At 64.0% G+C, this 26,170-nt stretch carries 19 protein-coding genes, 1 pseudogene and 1 riboswitch; of the genes and pseudogenes, 7 read left to right on the plus strand and 13 right to left on the minus strand.

Going from position 1 to position 26,170, the window contains the following annotated elements; all coding sequences use genetic code 11:
- Window positions 1-17: 17 nt before the first annotated feature.
- The 5 genes from PIN31009_RS15930 to xdhA form a co-directional block, all read right to left on the minus strand.
- Window positions 18-1,442 carry an NCS2 family permease gene (locus PIN31009_RS15930; RefSeq protein ID WP_246185708.1) on the minus strand — a complete coding sequence of 475 codons (1,425 nt, stop codon included), beginning with the start codon at window positions 1,440-1,442 and terminating at the stop codon, window positions 18-20.
- 344 nt (window positions 1,443-1,786) lie between these two features.
- Window positions 1,787-2,827, minus strand: coding sequence for an adenosine deaminase (locus PIN31009_RS15935; RefSeq protein WP_150790926.1), 1,041 nt, complete (start codon window positions 2,825-2,827; stop codon window positions 1,787-1,789).
- 153 nt (window positions 2,828-2,980) lie between these two features.
- Entirely contained in the window at window positions 2,981-4,126 is a 1,146-nt protein-coding gene (xdhC, locus tag PIN31009_RS15940; RefSeq protein WP_246185709.1) for a xanthine dehydrogenase accessory protein XdhC, read from the minus strand.
- A complete protein-coding gene (gene xdhB, locus PIN31009_RS15945; RefSeq protein ID WP_150790927.1) occupies window positions 4,126-6,474 on the minus strand; it encodes a xanthine dehydrogenase molybdopterin binding subunit in 2,349 nt (782 codons plus the stop codon). The genes xdhC and xdhB overlap by 1 nt, the downstream gene beginning before the upstream one ends.
- A 12-nt stretch (window positions 6,475-6,486) precedes the next feature.
- Window positions 6,487-7,959: a xanthine dehydrogenase small subunit gene (xdhA, locus tag PIN31009_RS15950; protein WP_150790928.1), complete on the minus strand. Its 1,473-nt coding sequence runs from the start codon at window positions 7,957-7,959 to the stop codon at window positions 6,487-6,489.
- Between the two features lie 209 nt (window positions 7,960-8,168).
- Here xdhA and PIN31009_RS15955 point away from each other — a divergent pair, with 209 nt between their 5' ends.
- The gene (locus PIN31009_RS15955) at window positions 8,169-9,161 is read left to right on the plus strand and encodes a LysR substrate-binding domain-containing protein (RefSeq protein WP_246185710.1); all 993 of its coding nucleotides are present in this window, start codon (window positions 8,169-8,171) and stop codon (window positions 9,159-9,161) included.
- Window positions 9,162-9,262: 101 nt separating this feature from the next.
- Here PIN31009_RS15955 and PIN31009_RS15960 read toward each other — a convergent pair whose 3' ends face one another.
- The 4 genes from PIN31009_RS15960 to PIN31009_RS15975 form a co-directional block, all read right to left on the minus strand.
- Window positions 9,263-9,775: a disulfide bond formation protein B gene (locus tag PIN31009_RS15960; RefSeq protein WP_058377834.1), complete on the minus strand. Its 513-nt coding sequence runs from the start codon at window positions 9,773-9,775 to the stop codon at window positions 9,263-9,265.
- Between the two features lie 261 nt (window positions 9,776-10,036).
- Complete coding sequence (locus PIN31009_RS15965; protein WP_150790929.1) at window positions 10,037-11,422, minus strand: amidase; 1,386 nt, start codon at window positions 11,420-11,422, stop codon at window positions 10,037-10,039.
- A 2-nt stretch (window positions 11,423-11,424) separates the two neighbouring features.
- The gene (locus PIN31009_RS15970; RefSeq protein ID WP_150790930.1) at window positions 11,425-12,129 is read right to left on the minus strand and encodes a GntR family transcriptional regulator; all 705 of its coding nucleotides are present in this window, start codon (window positions 12,127-12,129) and stop codon (window positions 11,425-11,427) included.
- Between the two features lie 14 nt (window positions 12,130-12,143).
- Window positions 12,144-12,863 (minus strand): DUF2848 domain-containing protein, encoded by a 720-nt coding sequence (locus PIN31009_RS15975; RefSeq protein ID WP_150790931.1) that lies wholly within the window; start codon window positions 12,861-12,863, stop codon window positions 12,144-12,146.
- Window positions 12,864-13,342: 479 nt separating this feature from the next.
- On the opposite strand from PIN31009_RS15975, the gene PIN31009_RS15980 reads away from it, so the two are divergent.
- Complete coding sequence (locus PIN31009_RS15980) at window positions 13,343-15,139, plus strand: cation:proton antiporter (protein ID WP_087686696.1); 1,797 nt, start codon at window positions 13,343-13,345, stop codon at window positions 15,137-15,139.
- A gap of 178 nt (window positions 15,140-15,317) precedes the next feature.
- Here the strand turns inward: PIN31009_RS15980 and PIN31009_RS15985 are convergent, their stop codons facing one another.
- The 3 genes from PIN31009_RS15985 to PIN31009_RS15995 form a co-directional block, all read right to left on the minus strand.
- Complete coding sequence (locus PIN31009_RS15985) at window positions 15,318-15,908, minus strand: PaaI family thioesterase (protein ID WP_150790932.1); 591 nt, start codon at window positions 15,906-15,908, stop codon at window positions 15,318-15,320.
- A gap of 208 nt (window positions 15,909-16,116) precedes the next feature.
- The gene (gene ribB, locus PIN31009_RS15990) at window positions 16,117-16,854 is read right to left on the minus strand and encodes a 3,4-dihydroxy-2-butanone-4-phosphate synthase (protein WP_150790933.1); all 738 of its coding nucleotides are present in this window, start codon (window positions 16,852-16,854) and stop codon (window positions 16,117-16,119) included.
- Window positions 16,855-16,950: 96 nt separating this feature from the next.
- Window positions 16,951-17,128, minus strand: a riboswitch (FMN riboswitch).
- A gap of 249 nt (window positions 17,129-17,377) precedes the next feature.
- Window positions 17,378-17,575: a heavy-metal-associated domain-containing protein gene (locus tag PIN31009_RS15995; protein ID WP_087686699.1), complete on the minus strand. Its 198-nt coding sequence runs from the start codon at window positions 17,573-17,575 to the stop codon at window positions 17,378-17,380.
- A 386-nt stretch (window positions 17,576-17,961) separates the two neighbouring features.
- Here PIN31009_RS15995 and PIN31009_RS16000 point away from each other — a divergent pair, with 386 nt between their 5' ends.
- The 5 genes and pseudogenes from PIN31009_RS16000 to PIN31009_RS16020 all read left to right on the plus strand — a co-directional run bounded on the left by PIN31009_RS16000 (window position 17,962) and on the right by PIN31009_RS16020 (window position 25,437).
- Window positions 17,962-20,583: a heavy metal translocating P-type ATPase gene (locus tag PIN31009_RS16000; protein WP_150790934.1), complete on the plus strand. Its 2,622-nt coding sequence runs from the start codon at window positions 17,962-17,964 to the stop codon at window positions 20,581-20,583.
- Window positions 20,584-20,796: 213 nt separating this feature from the next.
- Complete coding sequence (locus PIN31009_RS16005; protein ID WP_246185711.1) at window positions 20,797-21,531, plus strand: endonuclease/exonuclease/phosphatase family protein; 735 nt, start codon at window positions 20,797-20,799, stop codon at window positions 21,529-21,531.
- Window positions 21,532-21,538: 7 nt separating this feature from the next.
- Window positions 21,539-21,919: pseudogene (gene cueR, locus PIN31009_RS16010) on the plus strand (Cu(I)-responsive transcriptional regulator); the annotation flags it as partial.
- A gap of 520 nt (window positions 21,920-22,439) precedes the next feature.
- A complete protein-coding gene (locus PIN31009_RS16015) occupies window positions 22,440-22,580 on the plus strand; it encodes a DUF3563 family protein (protein ID WP_072617503.1) in 141 nt (46 codons plus the stop codon).
- Between the two features lie 604 nt (window positions 22,581-23,184).
- On the plus strand, window positions 23,185-25,437 hold the full coding sequence (locus PIN31009_RS16020; protein ID WP_150790937.1) for a TonB-dependent receptor: 2,253 nt from the start codon (window positions 23,185-23,187) through the stop codon (window positions 25,435-25,437).
- Window positions 25,438-25,554: 117 nt separating this feature from the next.
- On the opposite strand, the gene PIN31009_RS16025 is transcribed toward PIN31009_RS16020, so the two are convergent.
- Window positions 25,555-26,064, minus strand: a complete 510-nt coding sequence (locus PIN31009_RS16025) for a DUF995 domain-containing protein (protein ID WP_174997217.1) — start codon at window positions 26,062-26,064, stop codon at window positions 25,555-25,557.
- Window positions 26,065-26,170 lie beyond the last annotated feature (106 nt).

Consider the following 26,170-nt stretch of genomic DNA (forward strand, 5'->3'; position numbering starts at 1 on the left):
GCAGGGTCCTTATGTCGTTACATTTGCGTGAGCAGCAGCACTGCCAGCGCGGCGACAATCCACATCGCCGGCTTGATTTCCTTGGCGCGCCCGGTGAACAGCTTGAGCACGACAAAGGCGAGGAAGCTGTAAGCGATGCCGTCGGTAATCGAGTACGAAATCGGGATCATCACGAGCGCGATGAAGCTCGGGATGGCCTCGTCCATGCGGTGCCATTCGATGCGGGCGACGGACTCCATCATGAACACGCCGACCAGAATCAGCGCCGGGGCGGTCGCGATGGCGGGCACCAGCGAGAGCATCGGCGAGAGGAACAGGAACGGCAGGAACATCAACGCGCAAACGACCGCCGTGAGACCCGTGCGTCCGCCTTGGGCGATGCCCGCCGCCGACTCGATGTAGGCGTTGGCCGGGCTCGTACCGAGCGGGCCGGAAATCAGCACCGAGAACGAATCGACGATCATGGCCTGACGCATGTTGCGCGGATTGCCGTCGCGATCCTTCATGTTACCGGCTTCGGCAATGCTCATGAAGGTCGAGAGGGTATCAAAGAACGCGGTGAACAGCATCACGAAGATGAACGGCAGATACGCGACTTTCAGCGCGCCCAGCAGGTCGAGCTGGCCGATGCCGGAGAAATCGGGGGCCGCGAAGAAGCCGTGGAAGTTCACGAGCGTGGCGGTAGCGATTTCCTTGGGGAAATACGCGGTGCCGTCGCCCCAGAAACGGCCGATGGGAATGGCCATCAGGGTGGTGACGACGATACCGATCATCAGCGCGCCGTTAACCCGGCGGGCGACCAGCACGGTGGTCAGTGCCAGCCCGATCAGGAACGTGACGGTCGGCGGCGAGAGATGCGCGAGGCGCACGACCGTGACCGGGTCGCTCACCACGAGCTTGGCGTTGACCAGCCCGATCACCGTGATGAACAGGCCGATGCCGCACGAGATGGCATAGCGCAGATTGGCCGGAATGGCATCGACGACAAAGCGCCGCACGTTCAGCGCCGCGAGCAGCGCGAACAGAATGCCCGACCAGAACACGCAGCCCAGCGCGGTCTGCCACGGCATGCCGACGCCATGCACCATGGTGAAGGCGAACAGGGCATTGAGGCCCATGCCGGGGGCGACGAGCACCGGGTTACGGGCGTACAGGCCCATGGCGCAGCTGCCGAAGAAGCTGATGAGCACGGTAGCCGTCAGCGCAGCCGGGAACGCCATGCCGGTCTTCGACAGAATGGCCGGGTTCACGACGATGATGTACATCGCTGCGAGGAACGTGGTGATACCCGCTATCACTTCCGTACGGAACGTCGATCCGAGTGCGGTGATACCGAAATAACGATCGAGTACCGATGCAGGCTGCGCGCCCGCCACGCGCGTGGTGTCTTGTGCCGCTTCGGGCGCGGCGCTGCCTGCCGGGGGGCTGAGCGATGAGTCCATGGGGTGTTGTCTCCGATGTTCTTAGATGTCGTGTGCCTCTTTGACGTCGCCGGTGTGGGGGCACCGGGCTGCGCGCATTTGGGCACGCTCGAAAAATAGCATTCACGTCTGGTGAAAATATTCCTTATGCGGAATGTCGGACATCATCCGGGGCTAATACATCGTGCGGACATTCCCGGAGAATCGCGGTGGTTCTCAATACGGTGTCTCACATTCCCACCGCTGGCATTGGCCGAAGGGGATTGCCGGAGATTGCCGAGCGCAAAACCGCCATAAAAAAACGCCCGAAATGTTTCGGGCGTTTTTTGTGATCGCGACGCGATTGATTCGCGCTCAATTCACGCTTACGTTGCGTTGGCCGCTCGGAATTGCGCCAATTCGCTGATTAACGCCTGTTTTTCGCTGTCATTGATGAACGACGCCTCGAAGCTGTTTTGTGCCAGTGTGTACGCATCGTCCATCGTCATGTCGAGCGCATGGAAGGTCGCGAGGAAGTTTTCATTCAGATAACCGCCGAAATACGCCGGATCATCGGAATTGATCGTCACGGCCAAGCCTCGCTTCAGCAACTGATGCAAGGTGTGCTGGCCCATATCTTCGAACACTTTCAAACGCACATTCGACAACGGGCACACGGTCAACGCGATCTTTTCGCGTGCGAGGCGTTCGAGCAACGCTTCGTCTTCGATGGCGCGCACGCCGTGATCGACGCGCTCGACTTGCAGGGTGTCCAGCGCTTCGTAAATGTAGGCGGGCGGGCCTTCTTCGCCCGCATGCGCGACGATGCGCAGGCCCAGCGCCCGGCAGCGCTCGAACACGCGTGTGAATTTGGTCGGCGGGTGCCCCTGTTCCGAGGAATCGAGCCCGACGCCGATCAGACGATGGCCGTGGCTGTTGAAGTACGGCAGCGCGGTTTCCAGCGTCTGCAATGCATCTTCTTCCGACAAATGGCGCAGGAAACACAGAATCAGGCGGCTCGTGATGCCGTGCTGCGTCTCGGCTTCGGCCAGCGCGCGTTCGATGCCGTTGATCACCGTCTCGATCGACACGCCGCGCGCCGTATGCGTCTGCGGGTCGAAGAAGATTTCGGTGTGACGGATGTTGTCTTGCGCGGCGCGTGCGAGGTAGGCGCGCGTCATGTCGCAGAAATCGTCCTCGGTCAGCAGGACGCTTGCGCCCGCGTAATAGATGTCGAGGAACGATTGCAGATCGGTGAAGGCGTACGCGTCGCGCAAGGCCTCCACATTGGCGTACGGCAATTTGACGCCGTTGCGCTCGGCCAGTCGGAAAATCAGCTCGGGCTCCAGCGTGCCTTCGATATGCACATGCAGCTCGGCCTTGGGCATGGCACAGATCGTCTTGGCTTGTTCTGGCGTGAGTGGCATGGAATTGGGTGTTGTCGTTGGGGGATTGGGCGGGATTCTACCGTCGCAGGCCTGTGCTGGTCACGTGCGCCGCGCAGGGCGGGGCGTATGGGGCGTATGCGATGCGACGAGCGGTTTTGCACGCACCGGGTGAGAGGTGGGCAAGGCTGGCCGTCAGATCGGCGTACCAGCGCGTTCAGGCGCGGTGGCAGCGGTGCCATCGTGGCTGCCGAGGCTGCCGGCGGTACCGGCGGTACCAGTTGTGGTGCCCGCGGGCGCGCTCAAATGCATTTGTTGCTCGCGCACCCGCAGCAACTGGGCGGCGACAGCGATGGCAATCGTTGCCGGGGCCTTGCCGGTGATGCCGGCCACGCCGATCGGGCAGATCATCTGCTCGAACCGCTCGGGCGGCACGCCCCGGTCGCGCAGCCGGTGCTCGAACTGGCGGCGCTTGGTCATGGAGCCGATCAGCCCGAAGTAGGCAAAATCGTCACGCTTGAAGATTTCTTCGCACAGCCGCTGGTCAAGCGCATGGTTGTGCGTCATGACGAGGAAAAACGCGCCCGGCGGCGCTTCGGCCACGACAGACTCGGGCGTGTCGGTGGATTCGACCGTGGTGTTGGGCGGTACGGTGTCGGGAAAGGTCTCGTGGCGCTCATCGGCCCACGTCACACGGCAGGGCAGCGTCGCGAGCACCTGCACGATGGCTTGGCCAACGTGACCCGCCCCGAACAGCACGATATGGAAGTCGCTGGGCGCGAGACGCTCGCTCAGCCACAACCAGCCGTCGCTGCCTTGCCAGAATGCGCAGGCAGCATCATCGGCGTCGCGTGTGAGCGTGTGCGGGTGCGCCAGCGGTTCGCTGGCATCGAGTTCGGTCAGCAACACCGGACCGCCTTGCTGCTGGCTGGCCACGGCGTTGGCGCCGGGGGCGCCGAAAGCCACGCTGCGCAGGCTCGATTCGCCTGCGCTCAGCCGTTTATGCAACGCGCTGACCCACGCCAGATCGGTGAGGGTCAGCACTTCAAAAGCCAGCGTGACGGCGCCGCCACAGCACTGGCCCAGACTCGGACCCAGCGCAAAACGCTCGACGTGCCGCCCGCCCTGTTGCCCGTACTGTTTGAGCAATTGACGCGCGACTTCCATCGCACGCCATTCCAGATGGCCGCCGCCGATGGTTTCCCATACGTGCTCGCGGGTCACGAGCAAATGCGTGCCCGCCTCACGCGGGGCCGAGCCTTCGACGCGCGCGATCGTGACCAATACGGCGGCTTCACCGCGCGCGAGCAGTTTGTGGGCGGCGTCGACCCAGCGATGCATCAGCCGGCGCTCCGCGTGCGCAACTCGGTAATGGCCATGAGCAGCGCCTCGGACGTGGCCGGTGCATTGAGCACCGGTTCGTCGCGATGGTCGTTCACGCTGGCGACGGCGTCGCGCAACGCATTGAACACAGAGAACGGCAGCAACAGCGGCGGTTCGCCCACGGCCTTCGAACGATGGATCGAATCCATCACGTTGGTGTTCTCGAAGAGCGCCACGCGGAAGTCGGTCGGGCAGTCGCTGATCCCGGGGATCTTGTACGTCGACGGCGCGTGCGTCATCAACTTGCCGTCCTTGTTCCACCACAACTCTTCGGTGGTCAGCCAGCCCATGCCTTGAATAAACGCGCCTTCCACTTGCCCGATGTCGAGCGCCGGGTTGATCGACTTGCCGGCGTCGTGCAGCACGTCGGCACGCAGCAGGCGCCATTCGCCGGTCAACGTGTCGAGCACGACTTCGGACACGGCCGCGCCGTAGGCGAAGTAGTAGAACGGATTGCCGTTCATCTTCGCGGCATCCCACGACAGACCCGGCGTGGCGTAGAAGCCGTCGGACCACAGCTGCACGCGCGCCCAGTAGGCCGCTTCCACGAGATCGGGGAACGCGACTTCGTTGCCGTTGGCGGTCACCACATCGTTGGCGAACTGCACGTCGTCGGCCGAGCCGCCGTATTTTTGCGCAGCAAAGGCGGCCAGTCGCTGGCGAATCTGCCACGCGGCGTTTTGCGCAGCCTTGCCGTTCAGGTCGGCACCGGTCGACGCTGCCGTCGCGGAGGTGTTGGCGACCTTGCTGGTGTCTGTTGCCGTCACGCGAACGTGCGAGAGATCGACGCCCAGCTCGTGCGCCACGACTTGCGCGACCTTGGTGTTCAGCCCTTGGCCCATCTCGGTGCCGCCGTGATTGACCAGCATCGAGCCGTCACGGTAGACGTGCACCAGCGCACCGGCCTGATTGAAGGCCTGCACGTTGAACGAGATACCGAACTTGAGCGGCGTAAGTGCCAGCCCCTTGCGCAGCACCGGGCTCGTGCGATTGAACGCGTTCACTGCGTCGCGGCGCGCGCGATAGTCGCTGGTCGTTTCCAGTTCGCTGACCAGCTCGTGAATGATGTTGTCCTTCACGGTCTGCCCGTACGGCGTGGTGTTGCGATCGGTGGTGCCGTAGAAGTTGACGCGGCGCACGTCGAGGGCGTCTTTACCCAGACGGCGTGCAATGGCGTCTTGCAGCACTTCCATGATCAGCGCGCCTTGCGGGCCGCCGAAACCACGGAAAGCCGTGTTCGACTGCGTGTTGGTCTTGCCGCACAGCGCGCGCAGGTCGGCATCGGGCACGTAGTAGGCATTGTCGAAGTGGCAGATCGCGCGCGTGGCGACCGGGCCCGACAGGTCGGCGGAGAAGCCGGCACGCAGCGTCATGTCGACTTTTGCGCCAGTGATGCGGCCGGTGTCGTCGAAACCTACGTCGTACTCGAAGTAGAAGCCGTGACGCTTGCCGGTCATCATGAAGTCGTCGTCGCGATCGAGACGCAGCTTCACCGGGCGCTTGAGGCGCGTGGCGCACAGGGCCGCGACGCACGCAAACAGACCCGATTGCGATTCCTTGCCGCCAAAGCCGCCGCCCATACGACGGCACTCGACCTGCACCTGATGGCTGTGCCAGTGCAGCGCGTGCGAGACCAGCATCTGCATTTCGGTCGGGTGCTGGGTCGAGCAGTAGACGTGCACGCCATCGTTTTCTTTCGGAATGGCGTACGAAATCTGCCCTTCGAGATAGAACTGCTCCTGCCCGTTGCATTCGAACGTGCCCGTCAGGCGGTTCGGCGAGGCTTGCAAGGCCGCATCGGCATCACCACGGCGCAGGTGATACGGCGGCAACACGCCCGCACCCGCGGCTTTGGCCGCCTGCGGCGTGAGAATCGACGGCAGATCTTCGTATTCGCCCTTGGCGAGACGCGCGGCACGGCGCGCCGCGTCGTGCGATTCGGCCACGACGGCAAACATTGGCTGACCGATGTATTGCACGACGCCGTCGGCAAGAATCGGATCGTCGTGAATGACCGGGCCGCAATCGTTCACACCGGGAATGTCGGCGGCGGTCAGCACGGCGACCACGCCCGGCGCTTTGCGCACGGCATCGAGATCGAGCGACAGAATGCGCGCGTGCGCCTTGGGCGACGGGCCCAGTGCGCAGTGCAGCGTGCCTTGCAGTTCGGGAATGTCGTCGGTGTAAGTGGCTTCGCCAGCCACGTGGAGGACTGCCGATTCGTGCGGACGCGAGCGGCCCACTTGGGCGCTCGATGCCGTAGTGGTGCCGGTTTGCGTCATGAAGCCTTCAACTTGCGTGTTCATGGGCGGCTCCGGTCAGACGTTGGCAAACGCATTGACCTCGTGCGCCGCCAGCGGCGCGTCGGTACGCGTTTCCAGGAAAAAACGATACAACAGATTCTGCGCGCCCGCGAGCCGGTAAGCACTCGTCGCCCGCATATCCGAGAGCGGCTGGTAGTCCGTCGGCAATGCGGCCATCGCGGCGCGCACCGTCGCTTCGGTCCACGGCTGCCCGTTCAGTGCTGCTTCGATCGCAGCACCGCGCTTGGGCGTTGCAGCCATGCCGCCGAAGGCGATACGGGCCGAGCGCACCACGTCGCCGTCGAGGTCGATGGCGAAGGCTGCGCATACGGCGGAAATGTCCTGATCGAAGCGCTTGGCCAACTTGTAGGTGCGGAAGCGCTGGGGCGTGCGCGGATACGGCACGCGGATGCCCTGCACGAACTCGCCCGGCTCGATGGCGCTCTTCTGATAGGCGATGTAGAAGTCCTCCAGCGGCATTTCGCGCACGCGGTCTTCACGGCGCAGCACGATGGACGTGCCCAGCGAGATCAGGCCCGGCATGGAGTCGCCGATGGGCGAGCCGTTGGCGACGTTGCCGCCGAGCGTGCCCGCGTTGCGAATCGGGAACGACGCGAAGCGCTGACGCAGTTCCGCCAGTTCGGGGTAGTGCTTGACCAGTGCGTCGAAAGCATCGTTGAGCAGGGCGCCTGCGCCGACATAGATGCCGTTCGGACCTTCCGAAATCTCGCGCAGTTCCGCGACCTGACCGATATAAATCAGGTGTTTGAGATCGCGGAATTGCTTGGTGACCCACAGGCCCACGTCGGTGCTGCCCGCGAGAATGCGTGCGTCCGGGTGCGCCGCGCGCAGCGTGCCCAGCTCGGCCAGCGAGCGCGGGGCGTGGAACAGGTGGTTGTCGTGTTCGTACGTCAGCATCTCGCCGCGTTGCAGCGCCTGAAGCTGCCTGGCGAGCGCCGCACGGTCGAATTCGTGGCGCGGCAGGTCGTACATCTTCTGCGCGGCATCGACGATCGGGCGGTAGCCGGTGCAGCGGCACAGGTTGCCGGACAGCACGTCGTCGATCTCGCGACGGCTCGGGCAACCGGCCGATTCGGGGCGGTTCAGATACATGGCCCACAGCGACATGACGAAGCCGGGGGTGCAGAAACCGCACTGCGAGGCATGGCAGTCGACCAGCGCCTGTTGCACCGGATGCAGCTCGCCGGTCGGCGCGCGCAGGTCTTCTACGGTGAACAGGGCCTTGCCGTCGAGCGTGGGGAGAAACTGGATACACGCGTTGACCGCGCGCAGGGAGACATCGCCATCGCCGGCCAGCTCGCCGATCACTACGGTGCAGGCGCCGCAGTCGCCTTCGGCACAACCCTCCTTGGTGCCGGTGCAATGCAGGTCTTCGCGCGTGTACTGGAGCACGGTTCGGGTCGTATCTTCGCCCGTGACTTCGTGCACCTTGCCGCGGTAATAGAAGCGGATGGGTTGTGTCTCCATGATTCTCAGTGTAGTGCAGTGAATTGTTGTCGATGTGCCGGGACTGCTCCGGCGTGGGGATGAGCCGAAGATAGCACCGGCGCGGGAGGTAAATATTTCGTGCCCATGATGATGGCTATTCGGTCGCCCCGATGACGCGGCATTGTCATAAACTATCGTTCATCCCCCCGTTATCAGACGTTCAACACGTCCACCGAGCCCCCGTCCCCATGCAAAGACCCCGCGAACAGATCGACGCCTACCTGCTGCGGGTGCTCCATACGCTGCTCACCGAACAAAGCGTTTCGCGCGCCGCGCTCAAGCTCGGCCAGTCGCAACCGGCGGTCAGCAACTCGCTGCGCCGGCTGCGCGAGATCACCGGCGACGCCATTCTGGTGCGCGGCAAGAGCGGCATGGTCGCCACCGAACGCGGCCGCGAGCTGCTGGGTTTTGCGACGGATGCGCTCGCCGCCATCGACCGTATCACCCATCCGGCCACCGAATTCGCCCCGCAGACCACCACGCGGGCGTTCCGGCTGGGCGCGCCGGACTATCTCGACGCGGTTTTCCTGCCCAATATCGCCGAAGTGCTGCGCCGCGATGCGCCGTCGGCGCGGCTGCACGTTCAGCCGATCAATGCCGGCTTCGACTACGCCGGGGCGCTGGAAAACGGCTCGCTCGACGTGGTGATCGGCAACTGGCTGGAACCGCCGCCCCAACTGCACATGTCGCGCCTGTTCGACGACGAAGTGGTGTGCATGCTCGGCGCGCAGCATCCGCTGGCAAATAAGGGCATTTCGCTCAAGCACTATCTGGAATTGCCGCATCTCGCGCCCACACCCTACGTCGCGGAGCGGCAGAGCTTTATCGACGGCTGTCTGGCGGAACAGGGGCTGCGGCGCAACATTCAGATGACGATGCCGTACTTCGGGCTCGTGCCGTACGTGCTGATGCGCACGGATCTGGTGTTCACCACTGGGCGGCAGTTTGCGCAGCACTACGCGCGTTACTTGCCGATTCGCGTGCTGCCGTCACCGTTCGCATTCCCGCCGATGCGGTTCTATCAGTTATGGCACGAACGGACTCACGCGGCCCCCGAGGTGACGTGGCTGCGCCGGCGAGTGGCGGAAGTGGCAACGGAACTGGATGCGGCCGGGAGTGGGGCGGGTGCGGGGAATGGCGCGGGGCTTGCCACCGACGGCACGGTGGCCGGACGGCCTTAAAGACAAGACTGGCCGCCCGGGAGGACGGCCAGCGAGACAGCCATCGATATCGGGCGGTGCCGCAGCGGGCACGCGCCGGTATCGAATCAGAGAATGACGCCTTAGCGCAGCGAAATCGCGCGACGCGGACGATGCAACGCCAGCGCCAGAAAAATTACGACAAACGCGGCCAGCGACCACATCGGCAGCGTCAGGCCGAGAATCGGCGGATACATCGTCTGGCACATCCCCTGCACTTGGAAGACCTGCGGCAGCATGCGCGAGGTCGGCAGGGCATCGACGAAGGCTTCGACGACGTCGTAGCCGCAGCTCACCATCGGGTTGGCCTGCACGTAGATCAGATAGGCCGATGCGGCCATGCCGCCAATCGCCGACAGCGCCGCCAGTACGCGCGCGAACTGAATGCCCGCCCAGCCGCGCGAGACCGCACCGACCAGCCCGAAAATCGCGATCAGCACCAGCGAGTAGCGCGCCAGAATGCACAGCGGACAAGGGTCTTCGTGCAGCACGTACTGGAAGTACAGCGCGCCGCCCAGCAGGGCGAGACACACGAGGGTCAGCAGGAAATACAACGAGCGTTCGCGGCGCAGGGCCGGGTCGATTTGAGCGTTCATGTCACTTCGGGCGGATGGACTATCGGATAACAGACGGCACGCTGATGCCCGTAAACCCCCGTATGATGCGGGCGCCGGGCACATGGGCTGGCATTGTAACCCCGCGTCGATTCGCGCGTGAGACGAAAAAATACGGAACTTTCCGCCCAGAAATCGGACGTTTGCGGTCCCCTGTGGGCTATCAAAACTCACAGGGGTGCCGGAGCCAGAACCAGAACCGGTGCCGGTGATCGGGCCGGGACATCACCGCCCGCAGCGGATTCAGCCGCCCAAGCCCGCCTCGCGCAACGTGTGCTCGATGGCCCGGCCAACTGGGAACAGGCGCGCATCGTCGCCCGCTGCGCCGCTCACCATCAGGCCGATGGGCGCTTCGCCTTCTGCCTGACACGGCAGCGAGAACGCGCAGCCGTCGATCATGTTGATCGCCGTGGGGTTGCGCAGCACCAGCGCATTGGTGGCCGTGAACGTCTCGTCGCTGGCTTCCAGCGGGGCGATTGCCGGCGGCGTGAGCGGCACGGTCGGGCACAGCACCGCGTCGAAACTCTGCCAAACAGGATTTGCTGCCCCGATGAGCGCGGCTCGCGCTTCGATCAGGTCGATATAGTCGGCTGCTCCCGCAGGCTCGCCCTTGCGGATGCGAACGAGCACGCGCGGGTCATACCCGTCGGCGCGTTCGGCCAGCAGCTTGCGATGCCATGCGAACGCTTCAATCGGCGAGAAGCCGAAGCGGTTGATCGCGGGCAGGTTTTCGAAGGGGGCGAATTTGAATTCGACGAGCGTCGCGCCGGCCTTGGCCAGTGCGGCGAGTGCGCGTTCATAAATGGCGAGGGCGGCGGGTTCTGCGCCATCGAGCACGTAGTTTGTCAGCACGCCAAAGCGCATGCCCTTGAGCGGGCGCAGGGCCGCGGGTGTTTCGATGACCGGTTGACCGGACAGAATGGCATCGACCCATGCGCAGCAGTCGACCGAGCGGCCGATCGGGCCCACCGAGTCCAGCGTGGTCGAGAGCGGCACGGCGCCGTCGCGCGGCGTGCGCGAGGCGGTCGGCTTGAAGCCGGTCAGGCCGCAAAACGCCGACGGAATACGGATCGAGCCGCCCGTGTCGGTGCCCAGACCCACGGCGGCCATGCCGTCCGCGACCGAGGCGGCGGCGCCCGAGGACGAGCCCCCGGCCACATGGCCCGTCTCGCGCTGCCACGGCGAGCGCGGGTGGCCGTAATGCGGGTTGAGGCCCAGCCCGGAAAACGCGAATTCGGTCATGTTGGTGCGGCCGACGATCACCGCGCCAGCCTGACGCAGGCGCGCCACGGCGGGGGCGTCGCGCGTTGCCGGTGCGGCGTCGGCGAGCACGGTCGACCCGGCGCGCGTGACTTGCCCAGCTACGTCGAACAGGTCTTTGACGGACACCGGCACGCCCATCAGCGGCGACAGGCGCACACCGGCGCGACGCAGGGCGTCCAGACCGTCGGCGGCGGCGCGGGCGGCGTCGGCGTCCACCTGCGTGAAGACGACGTGGCCTTGGCCCGCCGGATCGGCGATGCGCGAGAGCGCTTGCTCGGTCAGGGCGCGGCTGGTGGTGCGGCCGCTGTCGAGTGCGGCAGCGAGATCGGACAGGGGGCGTTTCAGATCGATGGCGTCGTGGCTCATGTTCAGATCGCTTTCAGAATATGGGTGCGGAATTCTTCGATATGCCGGGCAATCGCCCGGCGGGCGCGCTCGGCGTCGTGTGCCGCCAAGGCTTCATACAGTTCGAGATGCTCGTCGAACACGCCTTCCAGATGGCTCGGCGTGGACAGCGCCAGAAACCAGAAGCGCAGCGAGCGCTCGTGCAGGCCGCGCAGCAACTCGGCCAGCGTCTGGTTACGCGAGGCGCGCGAGATCGCCAGATGGAAGTCCCGGTCGATGGCCATCATCACGGCCACGTCGCGTGCCGCAATGGCGTCGCGCGAGCGCGCCAGCACGGCTTTGATGGCCGCGAGGTCGTCGGGTGTCGCCGCGCGGGCGGCCAGTTCGACGCAGTAGGTCTCGTTGATCATGCGCACGTCGATGATCTCGAGCGCATCGTTGAGCGAGACCGGCGCGACCATGGCGCCTTTGCGCGGCAGGATCACGAGCAAGCCTTCGAGCGCCAGACGGTGCATCGCCTGATGCACCGGCGTGCGCCCGAGCCCCGTCGACTGCATCAGTTGGGCTTCGTTGAGCGTTTCGCCCGGACGCAGCCGCAAGGTGATGATGTCGTGCTTGATCGCCTCGTAGGCGCGCTCGGTGAGACTGCGGCCATCGGCGGGCGCAGCGGCGCGAGGGGAGGCCGCAGGGGCGGCGGGGGCGGAAGCGTCGGGCGTGTCGTTGAGCATCGAATCGGGGGAGATCAGTCGGCGATGGCCAGCGCCTGTGTGGCGTAGCGATGCCGGATAGCGCGGCCGAGCACCGGGTCGCGCAGTTCGATTTCGAACACGTCGCCCCCGGCGACGCCGCCGATGGCAGCGAGTGTGCCACAGAACATTGCGGCACCCGCAGGCAAGCCGTCCGGGCCCAGTTTTGCCATCAATTCCTGCGGTGAGAGCAGGCCGGCCACCGTGCCTTCCTGATACAGATGGCGCGCACCGTCGCGCGTGACCCACGAGCGCAGTTCCAGTTGATCCCAGTGACCTGCCACGTCGGCGAAGCGCCACGCCTCGCGCGCGACCGGCTTGCCGCAGACCTGTTTCGACACGGTCACGCCGTACGCCTCGACTTCGCGGTCAGTGTGGTCGGAGCCCACGCTCACCAGCAAACCGGCGTCGCTTTGCACCAGCACGCACTCGGCTTCGCCGCTGCTGGTCTGGCCGACCACGTCGATGGCGTCGTCCTGCGAGAGCAAGGCCGGCGCCAGCCGGTAGAAGCAGGGCGTGGTCGACGGACGGCGCACACCCAGCGCCGCCAATTCGGCAATGTGATGCTCGACCGCGTCGCGGTCACGCCCGGCCCAGCCGGCAATGATCAGCGTATCGACACTCGCGGTGACGGGCGCAGTGAGAGGCGCTGATGCGGCCACGGAGGCGTCGCCCTGTGACACCGCAAGCACCGCAAACGACAAACGGGAACTCATGAAAACGCACTCCTGTGAAATTCAATTGATATTGTTGTGATATTTCACAGTGCGACGCGACAAAAGGCAAGTAAAAAAATTTCATCGGAAGGGGCGATTCGTGGGAATTCTGGGGAATTTTTTGTGAAGAGCCCCGTCAATCATGGGTTGCGCGCGTCTCCGCCCATCGCGTATATTGATTCGGCGCGCGCGGGTGGTATCGCGGTCGCACCGTGCCTTGCGGACATTTCCCCTGCGTTGGACCTCCAGCGCCGGGTATCCGAACGAGGCACAGGCAAGACCGATCGCCCGGCGGCACGCCCGCGCCAGGGGCGACACGCGCAACGTCTATCAAGCCGGCAGGGTCTCAGCCGGCTTCCCACCTTTATCAAGCATCACGCCTTGTGTTGCCGCGGCGGCCTTCGGGTTGCGGCGCGGCGTTTGGCGTGACATCAAGAACAGCAATACCGGCGTAACACGCCGCGGGGAGAACGTATCGGATGCATCACGCCATCGACTTCATTCAGGACCTGGCCGTCATCATGCTGCTTGCCGGCATCGTGACGGTCATCTTCAACCGGTTCCGGCAACCGGTCGTGCTCGGCTACATCGTGGCGGGCGTGATCATCGGCCCGTACACACCGCCGTTTGCCCTCATACACGACGAGAAGACGATCGGCATTCTGGCCGAGCTCGGGGTCGTGTTCCTGATGTTCTCGCTGGGGCTGGAATTCAGCTTGCGCAAGCTCGCGCGCGTGGGCGTGACCGCCTTCGTGGCGGCGCTCACCGAGATCGTGCTGATGCTCTGGATCGGCTACGAGATCGGCCGCTTCTTCGGCTGGAAGGCGATGGACTCGATCTTCCTCGGGGCCATGCTGGCGATTTCGTCGACCACCATCATCGTCAAGGCACTCGACGAACTCGGCATGAAGAAAGAGCGCTTCGCGCAGCTCATCTTCGGCGTGCTGATCGTGGAAGACGTGCTCGCCATCGGCATGATCGCGCTGCTCTCGGGTATTGCCATCAGCGGCTCGGTCGATGCGGGCGAAGCCACGTTCACGCTGGGCAAGCTGCTGCTGTTCATGGTCGTGTCGCTCGTGGTGGGCATCTTGCTCGTGCCGCGCATTCTCGGCTACGTGGCCAAGTTCAAGAGCGACGAAATGTTGCTCGTGGTGGTACTCGGCCTGTGCTTCGGCTTCTGTCTGCTGGTCATCCAGATGGGCTACAGCGTGGCACTCGGCGCGTTTCTCATCGGCGCGATCATGGCCGAAGCGCGGGAGTTGCATACGATCGAGCGGCTGGTGGCGCCACTGCGCGACATGTTCAGTGCGATCTTCTTCGTGACGATCGGGCTGCTGCTCGACCCGCACGTGCTCAGCACGTACATCGTGCCGATTCTGGTGATCACGGTGGCGGTGGTAGTGGGCAAGATCGTGTCGTGCGGGCTCGGGGCGTTCATGTCGGGGCAGGATGGCAGAACCTCGATGCGCGTGGGCATGGGCCTGTCGCAGATCGGTGAGTTCTCGTTCATCATCGCGTCGCTGGGGCTGTCGCTGAAGGTGACGAGCGACTTTTTGTACCCGATTGCCGTGGCCGTGTCGGTTATCACGACGCTGCTCACGCCGTACCTGATTCGCGGCGCCGATCCGTTCACGGGCTGGCTCGGCCGTGTGATGCCGGGGCGTCTGTCGTACGTGCTCGGGCAATACACGCAGTGGCTGCAAAGCATTCAACTGACGGGCGACAGCGCGGCCATTGTGGGCATCGTGCGACGCATTGTGGTCAGCGTGGCGATCAATCTGGCGCTGGTGGTGACGATTTTCCTCGGCGGTGCGTTCTTCTACCGCCGTCTGGCGGAACTGATGTCGCCGTGGGTGCGCGACCCGAGTCTGCAAAGCGCGGTGGTGTGGGGTGGTGCGCTGGTGGTGTCGCTGCCGTTCCTGATTGCGGTGTATCGCAAGCTCAAGTCGCTCTCGCTGCTGCTCGTGGAGTTGTCGGTGCCGCCGAGCCTGACGGGGCGCTATACGCTGCAAGTGCGTCGCGTGGTCGCTGAGATTCTGCCGATTGCGGCGATGGTCGGCGTGATTCTGCTGGTGGCGGCGCTCTCGGCGAGCATTCTGCCGTCGACCGAGATGATCGTGCTGATCGTTGCGGGGACGGTAGTGCTGGCAGTGGTCATGCGTAGCTGGTTCGTGCGCATGCACGCGAAGCTGCAAATCGCGCTCAAGGAAACCATGGAGCACCAGCCGGAAAGCGATCACGGCGGTGGCCCGCAAGGTGGTGGCGGTTCGCACTGAGTTGTACTGATCGAGGTGACTGACGGCGCGAAGGACGTTGCGCCGTAGTCGCCTAATAAAAAGCCCGCCGGAGTATGGTCTCCGGCGGGCTTTTTTGTTCAGTGGGCTGACGTAGTCGGCGTATTACGCCTCGCGCCCCTTCGATCTCGCGAGTTCGGGAGGTTGGGAGGTCGCAACCTTACCCCTTGCGCGGCGGGAAGTCGAAGACCAGACATGTCGTGGTCGCATGCGCGTACAGCGTGCCGTCGGGTCCGACGATGCGGGCTTCGGCAATGCCGACCTGACGTCCCACATGAATCACTTTGCCTTCGGCGCGCACCAGCGGCACGTCACGCGTGAGTGCGCGCACCATGTTCGTCTTGAGTTCGAGCGTGGTGTAGCTGCGCCCGGCGGGCAGGGTCGAATGGATGGCGCACCCGACGGCCGAATCGAGCAGCGTGGCGAACCAGCCGCCGTGGATCGAGCCGAGCGGGTTGTAATAGGGAAGTGCCGGTTTGCCCTGAAAGATCGCATGACCATCGGCGATGTCGATGGCGATGAACCCGAGGGTTTCGCTGATCGGCGGCATCGGCAGCTTGCCGTCGAACATCGCCTGAAAAATCTCATTGCCCGACAGGCCGATGACGTCCGATGGGTTCGCCACGCCATAACGCGCCGCGCCATCGCGCTCGACCCGCTTACGCACGGCGGCTTCGTCGGCTTCCCACTGGGCAAGCACCGCAGCGGCATCGGGTTTGACGGATTTCAGGGTGGGGGCACTCTGCGTCATGACGTCTTCCTCGTAACTTTTATGATGATAGGCATGTCAGGCGATTATAGAAGCGGTTTCGCATGACCGTGTATCACCGCGTTAGAGGGAAATGTCGACGGGGGGGGGGAGGGAACGGCTTGGGCATCGCGCCGGGAAAGCGCGCGATGCCCAGTTCAGCCCTGTTTCAGCCGTGTTTCAGTCCTGTCTCAGGCCCATTTCAGCGTGCTTACGCTGCCTGCGCCTGATTGCGGCGATAGGTCGCCAGTTCGTCGATCGTGAGGATCGGCAGGTTGTGCAGCTCGGCAAAGCGCTCGATGTCGGCGCCGCGCGTCATGGTGCCGTCCGGGTTCATGAGTTCGCACAACACGGCGGCCGGTTTCAGACCGGCGAGCATCGCCAGATCGACCGACCCTTCCGTGTGGCCGCGGCGCGTCAGCACGCCGCCCGGTTGTGCACGCAGCGGGAAGACATGGCCGGGGCGCGACAGATCCGACGGCTTGGCGTCGTCGGCAATGGCGGTGCGAATGGTGGTCACGCGGTCCACGGCAGACACACCGGTCGTCACGCCCTGACGCGCTTCGATCGTTACCGTGAACGCGGTGCCGTAACGGCTCTGGTTCTGGTCGACCATGGGCGGCAGATCGAGACGGCGCAGGGTTTCGTCGGGCAGGCAGAGGCAGACGATGCCGCTGCACTCGCGAATCAGCATGGCCATGGTGGCGGGCGTGATCTTCTCGGCGGCGATGATCAGATCGGCTTCGTTCTCGCGGTCGAGATCGTCCATGAGAATGACGGGACGGCCCTCGCGCATCGCTTCGAGCGATGCGGCAAGACGCACTTCGACCGGCGGCAGATTGGCGAACGCGGGGTAGGCCAACAGGTTGTCGTCCGCGTTGGCGGCGGTGGCGGTTGAGGCTTGCGGTACGGCTTGGGTGTTGCGGGTGGTGCTGGTATTGACGGACATGAAACGCTCCTCGCGTAAATGGATCGGGCGAAAAACGTTTCAGGGCATGCGAACGGACGTCGCCATGGGACGGCATCCCATGGAGCGCGGGTATCGACGCATCTTCTCTCATCCGGACTATGACCGTCGGCTCTGGCTTCGCACCAGATCTGCTGACCCTGCCGGTGTTGCGAAAGCAACGGTGGCAAGCGCTCGCGGGCTCATGAGCGTGCAGCGCGAACTGCACCTCTCACATACCGCCGGTGGGGACTTTCACCCCGCCCTGAAGACGTGTATGCCGAGGACGCAGCGTGTCATGTCTGCCATGAGTGCCCCAAAGGGCGGCGACTGCATCTTCAGCGAGACAAAGCGTAGCACAAGGTGTGCGAAGTCTGCTGGGGAGGCAGCGTTGGCGGCAGGGGAATGCGGGGGTGCTAAACGCGTGGCTGCGCGTAGCTGCGGGGCGCATTGAGGTGCAGTGCTGTGCGGGGAGCGGGGCGTCCGTGAGGCGGAGTCCGCCTCACGGTTATCCGGCCAGCCTTGCTTAGTTGGTGCCCTTCACCGTATAGCCGGCGTCGGCGATGGCCGCCGTCACTTCGGCCGGGGAGAGGCGGCTGTCGACATCGACACGGCCTGCGCCCAGATCCACATTGACCTTCGCGGCGGCGTCGCGCTCGGTGATGGCACGCGTGACGGCCTTGACGCAATGACCGCAGCTCATTCCTTCGACTTGTACTTGCATGATGTACTCCTTGAGTAACTGACCAACAGGTTCGAGGTTTGGGGAGTCCGGCGGGCTGCCGTTGCTTCGGTATCCCTTCCGACGTGAACCGATCATAGACCTTCCTATAACGGGAAGCTCAAGCGATTTTTCAGCCGAATCGTGTGACGGGTCAGACGCGGCCCAAACCCGGGCGGTTCCGGTGGCGGTATGGTGTTGGCTTGTCTTGCATCGTGTTCGCGTTCTTGCGGCCAGACCCCGCCGACGCTCGGTAATTGCCCGCCACAGGATCACAAGCGGCCACCGAGGCAATATGTCGCGGCGAGTTGCCGCAATACGCTTGACCTTCCTGTCATGGCAAGGTCTATGCTTCGAGACATGATGACAGTGCTCATGGAGGCACTCAAATGACTCAGAACTGGTCGGTCGGCATCGAAGGCATGACCTGCGCATCGTGCGTGACGCGTGTCGAGAAGGCATTGCGGCGCGTCCCCGGCGTTGCCAACGCTACCGTGAATCTCGCTACGGAGACGGCGGCGGTGGAGGCGTCGCCGGACGTGACGCCGTCGGCATTACTAGGCGCCGTGGAGCATGCGGTGAGCGACGCCGGCTATCAGGTGGCCGAGCAATCGTTCGAGTTGGCGATTGGCGGCATGACCTGCGCGTCGTGTGTCGGACGCGTCGAGAAAGCGTTGCGCGCGGTGCCCGGCGTGGTGGAGGCGAGCGTCAATCTGGCGACGGAAAAAGCCACGGTGCGTGGCGTTCGCGGCGCGGTGGATGCGGCCGTACTCACGGCTGCGGTGCAGAAGGCGGGCTACGAAGCGACGCCGGTCACTGACCCGGCGGCCGAGGCGGCCTCGCACGAGGGCCCGGCGTGGTGGCCGGTTGCCGTTGCCGCGCTACTGTCGTTGCCGTTGTTGTTGCCGATGCTGCTCGAACCGTTCGGTGTGCATCTGATGCCACCATCGTGGGTGCAATTTCTGCTCGCCACGCCGGTGCAGTTCTGGCTCGGCGCCCGGTTTTATCGCGCGGGTTACAAGGCCGTGCGGGCCGGCAGCGGCAACATGGATTTGCTCGTCGCGCTGGGGACATCGGCCGCCTATGGCCTGAGTCTCTACGAATGGTGGCGTGCGCCCGAGGGCAGCATGCCGCACCTGTATTTCGAAGCGGCGGCGGTCGTCATCACGTTGGTGCTGCTCGGTAAGTGGCTTGAGGCGCGAGCCAAGCGCCGCACGGTCGAGGCGATTCGCGCGCTGGCGGCGTTGCGTCCGGAGACCGCGCGTGTGCTGCGCGATCCACAGGGGGCGGCCAATGAAGTGAGCGTGCCGCTCGGTCAGGTGGTTGTCGGCGATTGGGTCGTTGTGCGCGCCGGTGAACGGTTGCCCGTCGACGGCGTGATTCGCGATGGCGCGAGCCAACTCGATGAGTCGTTGCTCACCGGCGAGCCGTTGCCGATCGACAAGGCCGCGGGCGACACCGTTGTCGGCGGCTCGATCAACGGCGCGGGGACACTGCGCATCGAAACGACGGCCGTGGGTGCCGATAGCGCGCTCGCCCGCATCATTCGCATGGTCGAAGATGCGCAGGCAGGCAAGGCGCCGATTCAGCGCGCCGTCGACCGGGTAGCGGCGGTGTTTGTGCCGGTGGTGGTCGTTATCGCATTGATTACGCTGGTGGCCGGCTGGGCCTTGGGCATCGGCTTCGAAGCAGCGATGCTCAATGCGGTCGCGGTGCTGGTGATCGCCTGCCCGTGTGCGCTGGGGTTGGCGACGCCTGCGGCGATCATGGTGGGCACGGGAGCTGCGGCGCGGCAGGGCATTCTGATCAAGGACGCCGAAGCGCTTGAACTGGCGCATCGCGTGAGCGTCGTTGCCTTCGACAAGACGGGCACGCTGACGGAAGGCAAGCCACGTCTGGTGGCCTATTTGCCCGCATCGGGCGTGGAAGCCCAAACGCTGCTGCGCTGGACCGCGGCGGTGCAGTCGGGGAGTTCGCATCCGTTGGCGAAGGCAGTGATTTCGGCCGCTGACGAGGCCGGTCTCGCGGCCAATGTGCCGGTGGCAAGCGATATTGCGGCCCTGCCGGGACGCGGCATGCGCGCTCGCATCACCGAGGCCGGTGTCGTGCATGCGCTGCAACTGGGCAATGCACGGTTGCTCGACGAACTGCATGTGTCGCAAGGCGAATTGGCGCAGGAGGCTGCAAGACTGGCCAGCGAAGGGCGCACGGTGTCGTGGCTTGTGGATATGGGGCGCGATGTCAGTGGCAACGTGGGCGGTATCGGCGATAGCGGCGATAGCGGCAATAGCGGCAATGGCGACGCTCAGGCAAGTGCCGACGCGAACGGCATCGAATCTCCCCGGTTGCTGGGTTTGCTGGCCTTCGGCGACACCGTCAAGGCCTCGGCGCGGGAGGCGGTTGAACGGCTGCACGCACTGGGTGTGCGTACGGTGATGGTGACGGGCGACAACGCCGGCAGCGCCAATGCGGTAGCGGCGGCGCTGGGGCTCGATGAGGTGCACGCCGACGTCTTGCCCGAACATAAGGCGCAAGTGATCACGCAACTCAAGCGCGACGGTGCGGTCGTAGCGATGGTCGGCGACGGTATCAACGATGCCCCGGCACTCGCAGCGGCCGATGTCGGCATCGCCATGGGCTCGGGGACGGACGTCGCGATGCAGACCGCCGGCATTACGCTCATGCGCGGCGACCCGCTGCGGGTGGCCGACGCCATCGATGTGTCACGCCGTACGTGGTCGAAGATCCGGCAAAACCTGTTCTGGGCCTTCGCGTACAACGTGATCGGCATTCCGCTGGCCGCGTTTGGGCTGTTGAGCCCGGTGATCGCGGGGGCGGCGATGGCACTCAGTAGCGTGAGCGTCGTGAGCAACGCGCTGTTGTTGCGCCGCTGGCGCCCGGCAAATAGCACGGGTGGCGCGGTTGCTGGCATGGGAGAGAACCGCGCGCCGGGGCAGGCTGCCCGGGCGGTACCGGGCGATTTGCCCGGGCACACGCCGAACGGCGCATAATGAATCGATCAGGGGCGACGCACTGGGGGATCACGCCCAATGCAGCGCTCAGATCTCAACGTGACTTGAAATTCGCCGAAAGCGACCTCATCTGCTTGATATCGTCTGTCTTCCGGCGTCAAGTCTATGCTGCCGAATATGAATAGTCTGCATATCGCGAGTTACAACATCCACAAGGGCTTCTCCGCATTCAACCGTTTGCGGGTCCACGAGTTGCGCGCCGGGCTGGAAGGGCTGGCGCCGGATCTCGTGTTCTTGCAGGAAGTGCAGGGCATGCATCAGCGGCATGCCACGCGCCACAGTAACTGGCCGATACAGCCACAGCACGAGTTTCTGGCGGGCGGTATCTGGCGCGACCATGCTTATGGACGCAACGTGGTGTACGAGCACGGCCATCACGGCAATGCCATTCTGAGCCGCTATCCGATCGTCAGATCGGACAATCACGACATCACCACCTATAGTTTTGAAAAGCGGGGCATGTTGCACTGTGAAATCGCGGTGCCCGGCTTGCGCCAGCCGTTGCATTGTCTTTGTGTGCATTTGTCGCTGGCCGGGCCCGGACGCCGCCGGCAGTTCGACATGCTGGCCGAGCGGGTGGCCGACGCCATTCCGGCGGATGCACCGCTGATCATTGCCGGCGACTTCAACGACTGGAGCAATCAGGCGGACCGGTTGCTCGCCGATAAATTGGCATTGACCGAAGTGTTTCAGAACCGGGTGGGGCGTCCCGCCCGTAGTTTTCCGAGCGGTTTGCCGCTTTTACGACTTGACCGCATTTACGCACGCGGCTTTGATATCGAAGGGGCGGAGGTATTGCACGGCCGCCCTTGGTCGAGAATCTCCGATCATTCGCCCATCAGCGCCCGGCTCATGCCGTCGGACGATGAGAAGGCGCCAATGAATGGTGCTTCCACCCCGCCGTTCAACCCTCAATCCCCCCTGTGAGGCAGCTATGAACATCGGACAAGCGGCGCAGGCCAGCGGTGTGACGGCCAAAATGATCCGGTATTACGAGAGTATCGGCCTGATGCCCCCGAGCCCGCGCTCCGACGCCGGTTATCGGCGCTATGGCGAGCAGGACCTGCATCTGCTGCGCTTCATTCGTCAGTCGCGGCGGCTGGGTTTCGGCATCGATCAGATACGCCAGTTGCTCGCGCTCTGGCAGGACCGTGGGCGCTCCAGCGCGCAGGTCAAAGCACTCGCGCAGTCCCATGTCGACGAGCTGAATCAACGTATCGGCGAACTGGTCGCCATGCGCGACACGCTCTCGCATCTGGCCGTGCATTGCCACGGCGACGATCGCCCCGACTGCCCGATTCTCGAGGGCATTGCGGCGGCCGCCTTGCCGACACCTTCCTCGGCATCGGCAGCATCGCCAGCATCGGCCGGGAGCGCAAGCGCCGTGGCATCCGCCGCAGGCGCAGCGAATGTGCCGGTGCAGCAAGCTGCGGCGGCAGAGAACACCACTGGGGCGCCGTCAGGGACCTCAGGCAAAGACGGGGACGCTCAGGCGTGCCACGTGCCACAGGGCTAAGCCGGCCGGCGCGGCGCTGCCAAGCGCTCGCGCATCGCCTCAAATGACTCATGATGCGCCGCAACAGCGGCGCTTTTTTTGATCTGTTGTTTTTTGATCTGCACCCCGTGACGGACTGTCGCAGGCGATTTTAGGGTGCGAGAAAAATTACTATCTATATGATTTATATGGATTTAATTTGGAATTGACTGTATTCGAAGTGACGCTCTAGCAGATTTTGTGTGGTTTTCACATATCGGGGCTAACCCTTTACGGGAAAACCCTATATAATGCGAAGCACTGCTGCGATGCAGCACACTAAATGAATTGGAGAAACGTCATGTTTGCCGCCCTGTTTGAAGTCGTGAACACTTGGTTTGAAACTGCTGAACGCCGTCGTCGCGAAGCGTTCCTGGCTGAGTCGAAGGACATCATTGAGCTGGAACAACGTATCCGCGCGCTTGAAACCGCCGGTTACTAAGCAGCCGATAAGCAGCTAATAAGCTGCTACTAAGCAGTCAAAGAAGTCCTTCCGGACGAACGGTCGTCGCTGGCGCAATCAGGCTGGTCGATCGTCACATTGGGCGATTCCCGTCATCGTTGTGATGACGTGCGACAGCGCCCCAGCCGTGAGTCCGGATGCCATGTCCCCGTCGTTCAGGGACTGGCTCGCGCAATAGCCCGCCAATTGGCGGGCTTTGTCGTTTACGTGTCCGTTATGTCTCCGGTACGTCTCCGGCGCCCCCCGCGCGCCTCCTGCCAACGCTGTCTCGTGCCGCCAACGCATACGGCTCAACGGTCCGGTGAGAATTTTCATCGTCACCCACCGAAACACACGTATTGCCTGACCTCCCATAAATAACAGGCTCACTGAGTTGTATTTGAGTAATTGATAACACTAATGATTCTCATTAAACTTCAGGCGAGCTGAGCTGTCGCGCGAAAGATACTGTCGTGAGGGCCGGCTCCAAGACGTCGGTGTTGTCGGCGGCAGCGCATGCTGAGTACGAAGCACGCCGCCGACGAAACGCTTCCAGTCCCGGATGGCCTCGCTTGCCGGGACGTACTCATCAAGCCGTACCCTCATGTCTCACTCCTCCCGTTTGTCTCTGCCGACGCGTGCCGCACGCGGTCGCGCTTTTGTGTCTGCTGCCGCCGGTGCACGCTATCCGGTGCTGCGCCCAACGGTCGCCGCTGTGGCGCTCGCCTTCGGTTCGCTGGTGTTCTCGGCAGGTGCCGCTGCGCAATCTGCGACGCCTGACGCCACCGCACATAACGACGTGGCACTGCCCGCCGTCACCGTGCAGGGCGCCCGCGAAGCCTCGCCGAACGATCCGCCACCCGCGTATGTCGGCGGGCAGGTGGCACGCGGCATGAGCTTTGGCGTGCTGGGAAATCAGAACAATCTCGACGTGCCGTTCAGCATGAGCGCGTACACGTCGAAGATGATCGAGGATCAGCAGGCCCGTACGCTGGCCGACGTGCTGGATAACGACCCGTCGGTGCGCATGTCGCGGGGCTTCGGCAACTTTGCGCAGACCTTCGTGATTCGCGGCTTTACGCTCGCGGGCGATGACATTTCGCTCAATGGCCTCTACGGCATCACGCCGCGCCAGTTGGTCTCGACCGAAGCGCTTGAGCGTGTGGAGTTGTTCAAGGGCGCGAACGCGTTTCTGAACGGTGCGTCGCCGGGCGGCTCGTCCATCGGCGGCGGTGTGAATCTTCAGTTGAAGCGCGCGGAAGACACACCGCTCACGCGTGTCACGGTCGACACCAGCGGATCGGGTGAGCTGGGGGCCCACGTGGACGTCGGCCGCCGATTCGGCAGCGAGGGGCAGTTCGGTATTCGCGTGAATCAGGCTGTGCGCGATGGCGAGACCTCGGTCGATCGCGAGCATTCCAACTCCAACACCACCGCCGTGGCGCTCGACTGGCGCGGCGACAAGGTGCGCGTGTCGGCCGACTTCCTGTATCAGAAGGAACACATCGGCTCGGGCCGCGCGCTGTACAACTTCACGGGCAATGTGCTGCCCGCGCCCCCGGCGGCCACGTCCAACTACGCCCAGTCGTGGAGCTACACCACGCTGGAAGACAACGTCGGTATCGTGCGTGCCGAATACGATTTCCTGCCGAACTGGACCGCGTACATCACCGGTGGCGTGCGTCACACCAACGAGAACGGCGAGTACTCGAACCCGACGTGGAAGGGCTCGCCGAGCACGATTACCGCCACGCGTCTGAACGCACCGCATCAGGAAGACGCGCTCTCGGGTGAGGTCGGCGTGCGTGGGCGTTTCAGCACCGGGCCGGTGTCGCATTTCGTGACGGCCGGCGTGTCGGGCACGCGTCTCGATTCGCAGTCTGCCTATACGTATGCGGGAGCATTCTCGACGAGCTTCGTCAACCCGCCGCAGGTGCCGTATCCGGCCACTACGCTGAAGGGCGGCAACCTCGACGATCCGCAGACCACGGCACTCACATTGCTGCGTAGCGTGGCGGTGTCCGATACGGTGGGCTTCTTCAACGACCGCGTATTGGCGACGGTGGGCGTGCGTCATCAGTCCATCGGCGTGAACAACTACGGCTACACCGGCGTGCAAACGCTGGCCTATAACGACTCGATCACCACGCCGGTGTTCGGTCTGGTGTTCAAGCCGTGGCAGAACGTGGCCTTCTTTGCCAACCGCAGCGAAGGGTTGGCGGCGGGTTCGACGGCGCCGCAAGGCACCAACAACTACGGCCAGTCGCTGCCGCCGTACCGCTCGAAGCAGTACGAATTCGGTGCGAAGTACGACACCGCGCGTTTCGGCGCGTCGGTCGCGTTCTATCAGATCGAAAAGCCGTCGGCATACACCAACGCGGCTAATTTCTACGTGGCCGATGGGTCGGAGCGCCATCGCGGCGTCGAGGCCTCGGTGTATGGCAGCCCGGTCAAGGACGTGCGCGTGATTGCCGGTGTTTCGTACATCGACGGCGAGTTGCTCAACCAGTCGAGTGCGGCCACCAACGGCAATCGTCCGGTGGGGGTGCCCACGTTCCAGTACAACCTCGGTGCCGAGTACGACGTGCCTTGGGTGCCGGGGCTCACGCTCAATGCCCGCTGGATTCACACGGGGCGCGAGTATGCCAACATCGCGAACAGCGCGTCGATTCCGGCGTGGGACCGCTTCGATCTGGGGGCTCGTTACGCCATGCAGATCTACGGCAAGCCGACGACGTTCCGCGTGAGCGTGCTCAACGTGACGAACAAGGCCTACTGGTCGAGCGTGTCGTCGAGCAACTACCTGACGCTGGGTGCGCCGCGCACCTTCCTGATGTCGATGACGACGGACTTCTGATGTGACCGTCGTGTTGCCCCCTCTGCCACACTGACGACGGAAAACGCAGTCGACGCAGTCGCGCCCCGGCGCTGTTCGCAGCCCCGGGGCGTTTTATCGTCTGGCGGTCGCGTTTGATCACTTCTCGATGTTGAATTCCGTGGCCATGGCTGCACCGTTGGCGAGCGACGGTACGCCGTAGTACTTGTCGCCGACCTTGAACATGAACCGGCACCAGTTCTCCGTCAGGGCCCGCCACTCCAGATTCACGCAGTACGAGCCGTTGTCGTTGACCGACCACGTACCGGTGGCGTGAGCGGTCTGCACGGTGCGGGTGGTGGAGCCGATGCCGCCTTTGTTATCCGTGGTGGCGTTGAGCGAGCCGTCTTTCTCGTTGACCCACTTGCGTGTGCTGCCGTTGTTGAGCAGGTTGGTGATGTGCGCGCCCGGCATCAGCGAACGCAAGTCGTCGACCGAGAGTTGCTGCCCGTTGGCTTGCTTGATGTCGGACAAGTGCATCGGGTCGGCATGGGCGACGGGCGACAGGGCGCAAAAGCAGAGTGCAGCGAGTGAGCTGAACGTCAGGGTAGTGCGGGGGACGTGACTGAAGCGGAAGGTGCGGATGACGCGAATGGCGAAGCTGAACATGGTGACTCCCGGACGAATCCTGAGCACGACGCCTGCGCACGCGACCGTAGACAAACACACGCGTGAGCGCGTATCGACGGCGGAATATGACATACGCCATATGGCG

It is taken from the genome of Pandoraea iniqua (assembly GCF_902459685.1).
In the GTDB taxonomy this organism is placed as follows: Bacteria; Pseudomonadota; Gammaproteobacteria; order Burkholderiales; family Burkholderiaceae; genus Pandoraea; species Pandoraea iniqua.